7 protein-coding genes and 1 pseudogene are annotated in these 14,816 nt (G+C 39.5%); all 8 read right to left on the reverse strand.

The window, feature by feature from the left end:
• Position 1 precedes the first annotated feature (1 nt).
• A complete protein-coding gene (locus HMPREF0873_RS03740) occupies positions 2-409 on the reverse strand; it encodes a biopolymer transporter ExbD (protein ID WP_004698605.1) in 408 nt (135 codons plus the stop codon).
• A gap of 2 nt (positions 410-411) precedes the next feature.
• On the reverse strand, positions 412-1,029 hold the full coding sequence (locus HMPREF0873_RS03745; RefSeq protein WP_004696674.1) for a MotA/TolQ/ExbB proton channel family protein: 618 nt from the start codon (positions 1,027-1,029) through the stop codon (positions 412-414).
• Between the two features lie 35 nt (positions 1,030-1,064).
• On the reverse strand, positions 1,065-6,143 hold the full coding sequence (locus HMPREF0873_RS03750) for a TonB-dependent siderophore receptor (RefSeq protein ID WP_008714424.1): 5,079 nt from the start codon (positions 6,141-6,143) through the stop codon (positions 1,065-1,067).
• A gap of 185 nt (positions 6,144-6,328) precedes the next feature.
• Positions 6,329-11,350, reverse strand: coding sequence for a TonB-dependent siderophore receptor (locus HMPREF0873_RS03755; protein ID WP_038125506.1), 5,022 nt, complete (start codon positions 11,348-11,350; stop codon positions 6,329-6,331).
• A gap of 232 nt (positions 11,351-11,582) precedes the next feature.
• A complete protein-coding gene (locus HMPREF0873_RS03760; protein WP_008714429.1) occupies positions 11,583-12,473 on the reverse strand; it encodes a helix-turn-helix transcriptional regulator in 891 nt (296 codons plus the stop codon).
• A 257-nt stretch (positions 12,474-12,730) separates the two neighbouring features.
• Positions 12,731-13,126 carry a YbaN family protein gene (locus HMPREF0873_RS03765; protein WP_008714431.1) on the reverse strand — a complete coding sequence of 132 codons (396 nt, stop codon included), beginning with the start codon at positions 13,124-13,126 and terminating at the stop codon, positions 12,731-12,733.
• A pseudogene (locus tag HMPREF0873_RS03770) lies at positions 13,126-14,492 on the reverse strand (PTS ascorbate transporter subunit IIC). The gene HMPREF0873_RS03765 and the pseudogene HMPREF0873_RS03770 overlap by 1 nt, the downstream one beginning before the upstream one ends.
• Before the next feature lie 29 nt (positions 14,493-14,521).
• A complete protein-coding gene (locus HMPREF0873_RS03775; protein WP_024061110.1) occupies positions 14,522-14,797 on the reverse strand; it encodes a PTS sugar transporter subunit IIB in 276 nt (91 codons plus the stop codon).
• Positions 14,798-14,816 lie beyond the last annotated feature (19 nt).

A 14,816-nucleotide genomic window follows, 5' to 3' on the forward strand; every position in this document is an offset into this window, starting at 1 on the left:
GTTATCCTTTCTGTTCAGCTGCAATAGCTAAGCGTTTAACGCCAGATTGTTTTAACATGTCCATAATCGCTACTACTTGACCATGAGCCGCTCGTTTATCGGCTTGTAAGATAACACTAGCATTAGGGTTTTCTTGGATACGTTGTTTTACCATTGCCTCAGCATCGTCAATGCTCATTGGCTTGTTATCAATCGTAATATGACCCTCCGCATCTAATGTTAAAACCACTGGTAATTGAGCTGGTGCAGAAGCACTAGTAGCCTGTGGTAATTGTACAGACAAGGCTTTTTGAGCCACTGTTTGCAAGCTGTTCATCATGAAGAATACCAACAAGAAGAAAATGATATCAATCATTGGAATGATCATGAATTCCGGCTTAGTTTTCATACGAAAGCTTTGCAAGTTCATAACTATTTCCACCCTTCTCGTTTAGCTGTAACTATATTTACACACATATTTTCAATTTGGTTAATAATGGAGTCCAAACGATGACTAAAAATTGTGTAAACGATAAATGCCATTATGGCCACACATAAGCCAGATGCTGTCGCGATAAGCGCCTCACCTACACCACCAGTAATGGCAGATGCACCCGCACCGGAGTCAAGGATACTGAAAGAGCCAATCATACCTGTTACTGTACCAAGCAAGCCCAATAATGGAGAAATTGTAACTGTTGCACTTAAGTAGTCCATATATTTTCGGAAACCAACTGCATCAACCCCCATTTGATCAGCAAAAGCGGTCTTCATTGCTTCTTCGCTAGAATCATTTTTTAAACCTGCTTCTGCAATACGACTTGCAATAGAAGGGTTCTCTTTAATTACTTTATCGATTTCATCCCAACGTTGTAGTTTTGCGAATTCATTTACTGCATGAGTTACAACAAATGTTTTGCCTGCATACTTACGATAGAAGAAAGCACGTTCTGCAGCTATAGCGATAACCATGAAAGACAAGAGTAACAATGGATACATTACATACCCGCCACTATGAAATAAGTGAATGACATAATTTAAATTTTCCATATTTGTAACCTTTCTGCCTGTTTACAGACTGAACATTAGAACCTGTAGGTCCCTTGAATTCTTGTATAATCGCCTAACTTAAAGCTTTCACTACCATATAAAGTGTCTCGTTTATTAGTGCCCTTCGCATCAAATGTATAGAATGCTTCAAGGAGCAAATCCTTGCGCGGTACATAGCCGGCACCAAATGTAAAGCTACGAACACCATCTAAGTAACGATCAGGTACTGCACCCGTACCATTACCACCGAAGAAGGAGCCATGTTCAAAGTATTTGTAATCGATGAACGCATTCCAAGATTTCGGAACATCTAAATCAGCACGCCCAATATCTAGACGAGCCATCCAGAAGTGTGGTGTGCCGCCCATTTGATGACCTTTTAGAGTAAAGTCTGCTGTGCCACGTTCATGTTGATATACGGTATTACCATTGAGGTAACGTCCTAAGTTAGAACGATTTTGACCGTAATCAACCGTAACAGCTGCATTAGTACCAAGTTGATACTTAGCACCGATACCAAATACATGAGCTACATTGGAGAAGCTGTATTCATCATTACTGTTTCCATTAGCATTTAAATATGTATGTGTTTTACCGCCAAAGGAACGTAAGTACCAAGCTTGTAAACCAAGACGAGCACCAATTTGTTTCTTGTATTGAATAAATGCGGCCTTATCGATGGCTGGTACAGTATCTTTTTCAAGAACTACACCTTCTGTTCTGATCAAGTTGCCAATGACCTTACCGATTGCTTCGCGTGGTAATTTATTTTCAGACTCTGCGTCATGTACAACTTTTTCAAGATTATACATATAGTTAAACAATGCATTAGGCATACCCCAACCATAGTAAGAACCACCTTCGCCATAATCACCAGAGGACATGGTGAAGTTCTTTTTGTAAATGGCATCTTTAGCATCATAATCACTAAATACGTATTTACCACTATCGTATTTGTAAGTCTTTGCACCTAAGAAGCCAGTGAATTCATAATCACTTGACGGTTGACCATAGTAATCATAAGATCTCTTAAATGTACCATCAGCTTGTTTCACCCAAACTTCGTCAAGCCCACTATTGTTATAATTACTCCAGTTATCTTTTGCATTATATTTGGCAATTTCTGTAATCGATTGATTAATCTCAGCTGCATGTTTATCAACATACTCTTTAGGATTTAGCAAGGCTTCTTTATTATCAGAGGATACGATAAGACCTTTTGCCTTTTCTTTCATAGATTCAGGGTACAATGGGGAATTTACGTTATACATAATGTCGCCTGTTTTATACAGTTTTTCCCCTGTTTTCTTATTGGTGATTTCATACATTGCATACCCACCAGATGGGATATCAAGGGAGAATTTAGTCCCTGCCATATCTGTAGGATATGCTTTTGTAAGAATATCTTGTAATCGACCCATAATTTGAGCTTGTTTTTTCTGAGTTTCAGCTAATTTAGCATTAGCCTTTTCAATTTCTTGATCACGGTTCGGATTACTCCATCTTAAGTCTAAGCTTTCTTTATAAGCTTCGTATTCAGCTTGCAAGTCTTTGAGCTGTTGATAGAAATAGAGGCTATCTGTCTTACCTTTGTAAGTGGAGTTATAAATACCAGTTGGACTATCTGGAGCTGCCGGATCTGTTGAGGTCTTCTTCTCACCATCAGAACCGGTTTTAGTAGCACTCTCAATATCGTATGGATAATCATCGCGATTGATACCAATCAATTCAGCTGCTGTTGGTGGTCTAAAGATAACTTTGTGCACTGCATGAGTATATGCAGAATCAGTGATACCTGTACTATGTTTGAAAGTACCAACACCAATACGAACTTGAGAATCATGGCCATTCCAAACAGCACGAACGCCGTCATAAGATTGACCAAACCAGTAACCACTAGCGCCCATAGGCTCAGTTAAACGCCCTACAGATACGTCCCATTTCTTAACGCGTCTTGTAAGATCAACTGTATCAAGTCGTTGATGGTTGAGACCTTTGGAATCAGATTTTGTCCAGCTTGTATCTACTCCACTCATACCACTCATGCTGCCAATAACCTTGAGGTTTGTGAACTCATTGAGTCGAGCATCAAAGCCAAGGCGTAAGCGTTGTTCAAAACTATGACGATTAGCATCGTACATATTGGCTTTTGCAGAACCGATGGCAGAGTTTGCTCTAAATGGAGATTGCGGTCTATTAGAACCATCATGTGCCATCCAACGCGCTCTATAGTCGCCAACCATTGTAATACCACGTTCTTTAGTAGTATCAAAATCAGAACGAATAAAGTCAGTTAAACGAACTACATCAGCTACATTTTGTACACCAGATTCAGAATTTACCACTTCACCATTAGCTATATTAGCACCTGTAGCATTAACGTTTGCACCATTCTTAGTTTTGCCGATGGCTGTAGTTTTACTACCATCGCCACCACCAAATTTAAGGTTAACACCCATGCGGTATACGCGTTCTTGTGTGGCACGATCATCATCGCGATGGTTAAAGATATTGTTGATACCGAAATACATCATGGCATTTTTATTGAAACGTTTTTGAATCATTACATTCCAAATGCCAAATGTTTTCTTTTCATACATTTGTTTCTTATAAACGCCTGCATCACCAGACAAGATATCTGGCCAGTAGTTACCACCATTATTAAGAGTATTACTATCAAGCATATTGATATAGTAATCACCCCAGATGGAGCCATTCCAACCGGATTTAGGGTTATCATAAGTAATGCCAATATCAACTTTGTGCATTGGTTTATCCAATAATTGACGTGGCATGGATGGATCGCTTTTGTTGATGGCGTGTAAATATGTATAACCTAATTTACCAGACCAATATTTGCCGAATTTTTGTTGTACTTCCGCTTGCAACCCTGTAATTTCAGCTTTACCAATATTTTTAAAGCTATAAATCATATCCGGTGCACGTTGGTATTTCGCATCACCTTTGAGATATGGTGCGAAGTCCATAAAATCACCAGTGAAGTATACAGACATATAGTTCTTAATACGGTTATGGAATACACCTACGCGTGCATATGTATTTTTATTTTCACCTTCCAAGCTCATGTCGAAATTGACTGATTTTTCTGGTTTCAAATTAGGATTGCCAGCCCAATACCAACCGAGTTTTGCTACCCCAATCCCTACAGGGTTAGAAGCATACATTTCCCAGTTATACCACAATTCGCCCATACCAGGTTCTGTATAACCAGTACCTACATTGGCTTTAAATCTGCGATGTGTATTACCCTTAACGTTATATGTCATACCCAAGGATGCAGATACGTTAGAACCAAACAAGCTACTATTATCAAAACGCACAATTGGAGACAATGTTAAATTCTTATTGACTTGCCATGTATCAGAAATATAAGCGTTTATTTTACGAATCGTACCACTACCAGTAGTCAAGCGTTGGTCGCGATTACGGTACTCTTCCAAGAAAGCCTTACCATTTAGCTTAGGCGCTTTCTTACGCATTTCTGGATCGTTAGACTCACCATATTTAAAATAGTCGCCTACAATATTTGCACGATGTGCTGCCATTTCAGGATTTTCCGATTTCAACCGATTTTCCAAAGCATAATATCGCTTCTTGAATTCATCCGTTACGGGCTGATTATTCGGCGATGTGCTTGACCATTCACTGAGTCGGCTTTCCGATAGACCGTAATTCACATAATCATCATATGTAATCCCCGGTTTTTGCGCATCATTCCCTGCACCATAATATTCATAATCCATATCCCATTGTGGCATGCCACCACCAGAATTAATGAATTTATAATCATGGATGTGAGAGTAAACTTTAACACTGTTATCGCCTTTACGTCGCACGAGACGATCAAGGCGGTCTACTAACAAGCTTTTATCGTAATCCCAAGGATCGATGTACATCGTACTTGTATTAGGAGAGCTCTTTAAGCGACTACCAGAGCCTTCTTCACGAGCATAGCTAACACCATAGCTTAGCAAATGATTTTTATTGACTTGCGTATTTGCATTGACTCGAATATCTAATTGACGATGATCGATGTTATCGATATAACGCAACTCATTGGATCCTTCATAAGCGGAACGACCTGTATAGTTAATGAGGGCTACGTCATTTTCTTTAATACGAGAGTAATTAGTTTCTACCGTCCAGTCACTCTTTCCAGCTCTAGAGGACCATTGCAAGTTAGCTGTATTACGATCTGCGGTACGTTTGAAGTGTTGTTGTGGCTCTAAGTCAGAGTCGGAATGCTTAACATCGCGTACAAGATCTTCCGTGTACCGATTAAGTCTCAATTCCACCTTATTTTTATCATTTGCCTCATAGGTCGCTACAAGGCCGATATCTGCCGCATCACCATAGTAACGAAGTACATTTGGCTTAAAGTTATGTTTTGCATAGTCAAAGGCCATCCCAGAGGCACGACGTTTAACAGATGCTAGAACAGGCATAAGATCTCGTTTACTACCTGACAAACCAACCTTTAACTTGCCCATTTGACCAGAATCGGCACGAATGAAGAAGTTTTGGAACGGAAACACATCGCCATCGCTCTTACGACGCATGCCTTCAGCATTAAATTGTACGGATGGTTTTTTTTGTGCTTTTTTAGTGATGATATTAACTACACCACCTACTGCATCGGATCCGTATTTAGCACTAGCCGCACCTTGAATAACTTCAATTCTCTCTACGTTCTCTGTGCCCAAACGTTGTACTTCATCTGCCGCACCAGAGTACTTATCAAAATCACCTAGCACTGGTTGACCATCTACGAGGATGAGAGTGTGACGCGCTTCTGCACCGCGAATGGACACGCCAACACGTCCCATAGCATCAACTGTTCTAGATACACCTGTTTGTGTAAAAATAATATCTTCGACGGACTTCGCCTGTTTCTTTTCAATCTCTTTCTTGGTAATGATTTGCACTTGCTGTGAGTTCAATTTTGCTTCTTCTTCTGCCCATGTGCCTTTCACATGAACAACATCTGTAGTGACAGTCGCATTATCTGCCCAAACCACTAGAGGCGCGCTAAGCCACAAGGCAACTGCACTAGACAGGATTATGGTACGCTTTGTATGTCCCCACCGGTTCATTGTGCCCTCCTAAACTTATAACTAAACATATATCTTGTATCTTACACACAAACTAAAAAAGATACACTTCACTAACATATAATGACATTGAATATCATTCACATTTTAATGTTAGCAAAGTGTATCTTGCATATCTACTCCGAATAGACCAAAAATATACGTTTCGGACAAATCGGACATAATTTTTAGAATTTATACGTCATTTGGAAACGAGTATAATTCCCAAGTTTAAAGTTTTCAGATCCATATAAGGTATCTCGTTTATTAATCCCTTTAGCATCAAATGTATAGAATGCTTGTAAAAGAAGATCTTTAGTTGGCACATAGCCACCACCAAAGGTAAAGCTCTTAATACCATCCAAGTAACGGTCAGGTACAGCCTCTGTGCCATTGCCGCCGAAGAAGGAGCCATGAGCAAAGTATTTATAGTCCACATAGGCATTCCAAGAGCCAGGTTTATTCATATCGGCACGACCAATATCAAAGCGCAATGCCCAGAAATGAGGTACACCACCTATATCACGACCCTTGATATCGAATTGAGCAGATCCAGCCTTATGGTCATAATGAGTATTGCCATTCATGAAGCGACCAAAGTCACTACGGTTTTGTCCATAGTCAAAGGAAATACTTACATTATGATTTAATTGATACTTAGCTCCAACACCGAAAATATTAGCCATATTGTTGAATTCATGCGCTTCTGTAGCATTACCATTCGCCGTATAGAAGCGATAGTCACTACCGCCAAAGGAGCGCAAGTACCATGCAGCTAAGCCAAGTCGAGGTGTTACCATATGTTTAACTTGAACATAGGCAGCCTTTTCAATTGGTGGAATTGTATCCCGCTCCAATACGACACCTATTGAAGGAATAACAGCACCTGTATATTTTCCTAACGCTTCTCTCGGCAAACGACTGTTGCCGTCCGCTTTTTCAAGCATTCGAGCCAAGCTATTAAAGTACGAAGCTATCATAGAAGGATAATAAGCACTTCCTTTTACGTTAATAAGACCGGATGTGCCGGAGTCGTTAATATCAACGACATTTGCCTTATAAATAGACTCATCCAGCCCGTCAAAGGCATTATCTTCAAATTTCATCGTATACGGATTATTACCGAAACTATAGGTTGCTATATCTTTCGCCTTGGCACGATACGCCTCTACGATAGCCGCCTTATTCTGATTGTACCAATTTGAAATAAACGGTTTTCCGCCATTAGCAAGAACAGAGGTATCACTCAACTTCATTTCAAACAATGGGTTTTTCTTATCAAGCCCAATCGTTCCCGGTGCTATTTTCTGAGTGAAAGTACGTTCATCTTCATACCATTGTTCATCATCTTCATCATAGTATCGCGATTTATAAGAATAAGTTACCGACACATCTGGCATCTTAATCGATACAGTCTGTTTAGCCGCATCTGCACCATAAGCTTTCACCGCGATTTCCTGCATTCGACGCAACACATCAAACTGCGCAGCTCGCAACGGTTCTCGTTCTTTCGCCACACGAGCTTCCACATCCGGTAAAGATGCTTCCAACTTTGCCAGCTCCGCTTTTAATGGAGCCAGTTGATCCGCGGACATGCCGTCAATAAATTCTTTAGACCAGATATCGGAAGTCATATCATCGATTTTCTTCTTTACTGTACCTACCTCCGCATCTAAGGTGCCTTCCTTATCGCGCAAGGCTTTTAATTGCTGGTAGAAATTAATAGTATTCCCTGCATTTGGTACGATGAGTTCCTTATTAGCACCGTCCGAATCCATAGTAACACCTAAGAATTCCTCTACCGTTGGAACCCGTTTAAAATGGGTATAAATAGCATGAGTATAAGCACTATCGCTAATTCCCGTACTATGTTTAAAGGTCCCCACACCGATACGGACTTGAGTATTCTTATTCGTCCAAACACTACGAAGGCCGTCATATTCTTTATTAAACCAATAACCTGTAACCCCCATAGATTCAGTAATACGACCAACACTATGATCCCATTTAGAACCGTGATGTGTTACATCTAGTTCTTCGAGACGTTGATGATTAAAACCTTTAGAGCCTTCTGTTTCATGACTGCTATCTACACCAGCTTGGCCAGAAGCACTGCCTACAACACGTACATTCGTATTATCGTTAATGCGAGCATCGACACCGACACGTATACGTTGATTCAAGCCATGTTCCTTGCGGTCCGCCAGATTCTTTGCCGCCTCGTCGGATACGTAACTTGTAGTCGTCACTCGCGTAGCAGGACGATCGGATCCAAGATGACTGTCATTACGTACACGATAATCTCCTACAAGTTCCATACCTCGTTTCCTGTCTGTATCGAAAGGACGCGTAATAAAATCTTGCAGCATAACCGGAGGTAACGATTCAAACTGCTCCTTCGTAAGTTTCGTTTTACTTTCACCTGAACCGAAACCGAATTTCATATTTAATCCGATACGATATACTCGAGCCGATAAAGCCCGATCATCATCACGATGATTAAAGAGATTATCAATACCAAAATAAATTCGTGAATCCTTATCAATCTTCTTTTGAATCATCAAATTCCATATGCCGTAAGTTTTATGTTCATACATATCGGCGGTTCTTCTATTATTCAAATTATATCTGATAACGGAACGATCGGAATTATTAGGATCAATATAAGATACCATATAATTACCGCCACCAGACAAGGAGTTACTATCCAGCATATGAATATAATAATCGCCCCACAGGCTACCGCTCCATCCGCTAGCCTTATCCTCAAAATCTACACCGATATCCACTTTATGACGAGGTTTATCCAGTAATTCACGAGGCATATCTTTATCGCTCTTATTAAGCGCTCGTAAATACGTATATCCCAAACGGGCTTTCCAGTGCTTATTCAAAGTCTGTTTCACTTCAAATTGAAGCCCTGTGATTTGGGCCTTGCCGATATTACGGAAACTGTAAATCATATCCGGCGCATGCGCAAATTTCGCCGCTCCATATGTGGTAGATTCATCATATTGAGGATAAAAATCCATCAAATATCCCGTATTGTAAATCGACATATAATTCCGAATATTATTGTGGAATACGGTTACTTTACCATAGGTATTTTTATTTTCCCCTTCCAAAGAGAGGTCGAAATTCATGGATTTCTCTGGTTTAAGGTTCGGATTTCCGACCCAATACCAACCTAATCGGGCTTCACCGCCACCGATTGTGGCATTTGTAATATTCGGGCCATACATTTCCCAGTTATAATACAGCTCGCCCATACCAGGTTCCGTATAACTGGTACCCACATTAGCCTTTAATCTGCGGTGTACATTTCCATGTACATTGTGAGTCATGCCGAAATTAAAAGACCAGTTAGAGCCGAATAAATCACTATGATCCAGTCTTATAATTGGTGATAAAGTAGTATTTTTATTAACCTGCCACGTATCCTGAATAAAGAAATTCTGTTTCTTGATCTCCGCACGTCCTGCGGTCTGTTGATTAACGCGTTTTAAATATTCTTCTTTAAAATAAGCTCCGTTTAATTTCAACTTCGTAGAATCAAAATCCGGTACGGCGCCATAGTAAAAGCTCGGTAAATAGGCATCATAAAGTGCTGGATAATACTTACCGTTTTCATCTTTTCGGCCCTCCTTATTAAAATGATAGTCTTCAATAAATTCTTTATTCTCCGCTAATAAACGTTTAGCAAACTGCTGATATCGCGCATAAGCTTCAGGATTCCGTTTTTTCAGCGTACGCTCCGTCACGGGGCCATCCACAAGCCCCATTACAGCCGCCGAATCAATTCCCGCCTGAGGATCCAAATATTGAAGATATTCTTCGTAAGTAAATTCTGGCAATGTATTTGGCTTACTTTTATCTCCGTTATACCATTCTTTCTCCTTATTCCACTGCTCTACACCAGCGTCGTTTTTCCTGAAAGAATGGTCATAAATTGTGGATGAAGGAACACCGTTTTTTACCGCTAGACTTTTATCGTAATCCCAGGGATCGATATGCCGTTTATAGGTATGAGGCGCATTTTTAAGTCTGCTACCTTCGCCTGTCTCCCGTATAAACCCAATGCCATAAGACAAGAGATGTTTCTTATTGACTTGCGTGTCTGCCCCGAGAGTTACGCTCCATTGACGATGATCTACATTATCCACATAGTTTAATGTATTTTTCCCTTCATAGGTACTGTTCCCATAATCACTGGTTAATGTTACATCATCTTCTTTGGTCCGCGTATAATTCAATTCCGCTTTCCACGAACTCTTATTATCCTGACCAGTATACGTCAAATTGAGATTATTCCTGTCTAAATCCCGTTTGTAATGAACCTGAGGTTCCAAATAAGAAGTACTGCGCTTTACATATCGTTCCAAGTCTTCATTATACCGATCAATACGGACTCCCAAAGACTGTTTATCATTAATATCATACGTAGCGGCCAATCCTATATTGGAATTTGTACCGTAATATCGTAGGGAATTCTTTAAAAAACCGTGGTCTTCATCATTGGTCATAGCGCTGATACGACGCTGCTCGCTAGCATAAATAGGCATAATATCACGTTTACTACCGTGAATATTAACTTTTAACTTACCTAATGAGCCAGAATCAGCGCGCATAAAGAAATTAGAAAACGGTACGATATCACCGTCGCCTTTAGTTCTACGACCTTCTGCATTAAACTGAAGGCCAGCGGTCTTACGTGGTTTATTGGTGATAACATTGATAACACCACCGATGGCGTCGGATCCGTATTTAGCACTGGCCGCACCTTGAATAATTTCTATACGTTCCACATTTTCTGTACCGAGACGCTGTAATTCATCACCAGCACCTTGATATTTGGCAAGGTCGCCCATCACAGGCTGTCCATCCACAAGAATCAAGGTATGACGAGGATCCGCTCCACGGATAGATACGCCGACGCGCCCCATCGAATCGACGGTTCTAGATACGCCAGTTTCGGAAAATACAATATCTTCTACGGATTTTGCCTGCTTTTTGACAATATCCTTCTTCGTGATAATCGTCGTCTGCTGAGACTCTTGTTTTGCCTGCTCTTCAGCCCATGTACCGCGAACATGAACCACATCGGTTGTTACAGTCGCATTGTCCGCCATAACCACCGGCATTTGCAACCAGCACGCTACTGCACAGGATAGTATGACATATCTCCTTGCCCGCACCCAACTCCTATTCATTAAATTTCCTCCACACATATATTTAACTATGCATATAAAAATACACTTTACCACTACAACCAAATGACATTGAAAATCATTTACAGGTTTAATAGTAGCAAAGTGTATTATACATATCTACTCCGAATAGACCAAAAATATACGTTTAGGACAATATTTAATTTTCATAGGCTATCAAACCTAGCATAAAGCACAAAAATTTTTAGCTAGGATAATATAAGGTCCAAATTATTTAGACCTTACGATAAGCACTTGGCGTTACACCAGTAGCCTCTTTGAATGCACTAGTAAACTTACTACCATTCTCATACCCTACCGCATTAGCGATTTCTAAAATAGACTGATCTGAGTCCTGAAGCAATCGCTTTGCCGCATTAATACGACATTCTTTTAGATACTGATGTATAGTTGTACCAAATACACCTTTAAAGCAACGTTTCAGGGTAGATGTAGGAATATCAAACTGTTCAGACAAGGAATCAATAGTAATACGCTTCATAAACTGTGTCGATACATATTCACTTACAGCTTTTACAATATCTACCTGTTGCTTTCTATAGGTACTTCTCTTTTCAGGATTGGCTGTAGAGATAACAGATAATAATAAAAAGATTTCAATCACTTTTAATTTAAAATAGTGCTCTTTTATTTGATCTGGCACATTATATAAACTGGAAAAAATGTGACGAACAGTTTCCGTTTCTTCCATCATCATACCAAAATCAGAATGCTCACAAAACCGATTGGCCAACTCAGTCAAATCAATTCGAGAATCACTAACAAGTGCATCTAATACGGATTGAGCTTTTTCAACATCTACTAATAATACAATTCCTTTAAATAATTTTGTAGGAAAGTAATTTTCATGTTGATAATCAGCGCGTATATGCCAACCTAACGACATATCCCCAGGCCCCATATATAAATACTCACCAGATGAAAACTTGCACTCTATGCGCCCCTCTTCACAGTGATTTATAGCAAACGTCTTGGTATGTGATTTAGCATAAAATTGAATCGTCTCTTGCTTCACATCTAGAAACATTAGATCGATACCGTCAAACACCGTATACCTTGACATAGATGTTCCAGCATGTGAAGCCGCATGATTATGTGGATTCATACTATCACCATATACACAAATACTATAAACATAAATTAATAATATTATATTATAGTATACTTATTGATAGTCATTGTCAACTTCAAAATAGTAATAATTCATTTTACTTTCAAAAATATGAGTTGGCTCATTTTAGTAATATGAAACAATTACAATCATCGCTAGAAGTTGTGCTGGGTACTATAAAATAAGCCTCATGAATTAAACTGTAAGAATTTAATTCATGAGGCTATATTCAGAACTACGGATATAAATTCCTATTTTTTTGTTTTTATAATAAAAGCTAGTGCTATGATATGAGCGACCCATATAATGCCCATAACAATAAGAGCAATAGGCATATCTTGACTAAAATAGGCACCAATTGTCATTATGGCACTAACGGATATGAGAATGGACAACTTTGTCCGCAATGTCAACGCTTTATCGCGTTCATAAGCAGCAACAGTCTTTTGATATAAACTAGACGCCAAAAACATTTTATGGAGTCGTTCAGATCCACGAGCCAAACAAAATAACGTTAGCATATAAAAAGGAACTGTTGGCAATAGTGGTAGTACGATACCTGCTGTACCAAGGGCAAAACTTATGGCCCCAATAGTCAGGAATACATATCGAACAACTACATTACGATGTTGCTCAGTTGTTTTCATTAATCCTCTTCTACATAGTTAATAACTTTACCCTTTGTTTTAATAAAGTTCGGAACAATGAGTACTAAAGCGGCAATAGCTACAATGCCATAGATACCAGCCATACCTACCCATTCATAAGCATTACCTAATACTAGACCCATTACGGCAAAGTCCGCATCACCAAAGGTTGTATTTTGGAAGCCTAATTGACCAAGAACTGGCAACGCCAAAGCTGGCAAGAATGTAATAGCCAAACCATTTAGGAAAGCGCCTACTGCTGCACCACGACGGCCACCAGTAGCATTGCCATAAATACCTGCAGTAGCACCACAGAAGAAGTGTGGCACAAGACCAGGAATGATTAATACGCCACCTACAGCACCAAGGATAAGCATACCGATAATACCACCAATAAAGGAGCTAAGGAAGCCTAATACCACTGCAGTTGGAGCATAGGTGAAGAATACGGCACAATCTACAGCTGGAATTGCATTAGGGATAATTTTTGTAGCAATGCCTTGGAATGCAGGGATTAAATCACCTAAGATCATACGCACACCAGAATATACGATTGTTACACCAACAGCAAAATTCATAGCACTCATAACAGCGTATAAATATGGGCTCATATCACCTGATAAAGTGGCTACAAACTCGGAACCAGCCGCAAAAGCTGCAATTAAGTAGAATACAATCATAGTCAATGCGGTAGATAATGTTGAGTCCCGTAAAAAGCCCCATTTTTCTGGTATTTCAATATCTTCTGTACTATCTTCAGCTTTACCAACATATTTAGCAACCCAAGCCGATAAATAGTAGCCTAAACTACCAAAATGGCCAATGGCAATTTCATCACCATCTGTCACTTTGGATGTATAACTTTGACCAATAGCTGGAGAAATGGCAGACCATGCCCCATTAAGAAACCACCTACAAGTATGAGTTCCATACCAGATAAACCTGCAGTACCAAGTACGGCAGACATAAGGCATGCCATAAATAAGCTGTGATGACCTGTTAAAAATACATATTTAAACTTGGTGAAACGTGCAATACATAAGTTCATCAATAAGCCTACAACAAGAATAGACATTGTTTCAACGCCAAGTACCTTTTGTGCAACAGCTACAATAGCTTCATTATTTGGCACTACACCAGTAATATGGAATCCATGTTCAATCATTTTCCCCAAAGGGTCAAGATTGCTAACGATAACACCCGCACCTGCAGCTAACATTAAATACCCGAGAATAGGTTTTAATGTGCCCGTCATTATTTTATGAAACGGACGTTTCAAGGCGATCAAGCCTATACATGACATAATACCAATCAAAAGTGCCGGTTGAGACAGCACATCACGCAAGAACTCTAATACCATTTCCATGGCACTACCTCCTATATAATTGTTACATATTATTGAGCAGCTAGTTTTAATGCTTCAAGAACATCTTCTGTAATCTTCTTTTTATTAATATAGCTACGAACAATAGCAACATTTTTATCGTCAAATTGTTCAGCCAACTCTTTTACAGTTACGATGAGATCTGCCTTACGACCTTGAGCCGCGTTAAAATCGATAGATTCGACTTGTGCATCGATACCATTTTCAGCACAAATTTCTTCAATTTTCATTTTTAACATCAAGCTAGAACCAATACCATTACCACATACAGTTAATACAGAAATCATACTTGCCTCCTTATAAATG

The sequence above is a fragment of the Veillonella sp. 3_1_44 genome (genome assembly GCF_000163715.1).
GTDB classification, from domain to species: Bacteria; Bacillota; Negativicutes; order Veillonellales; family Veillonellaceae; genus Veillonella; species Veillonella parvula_A.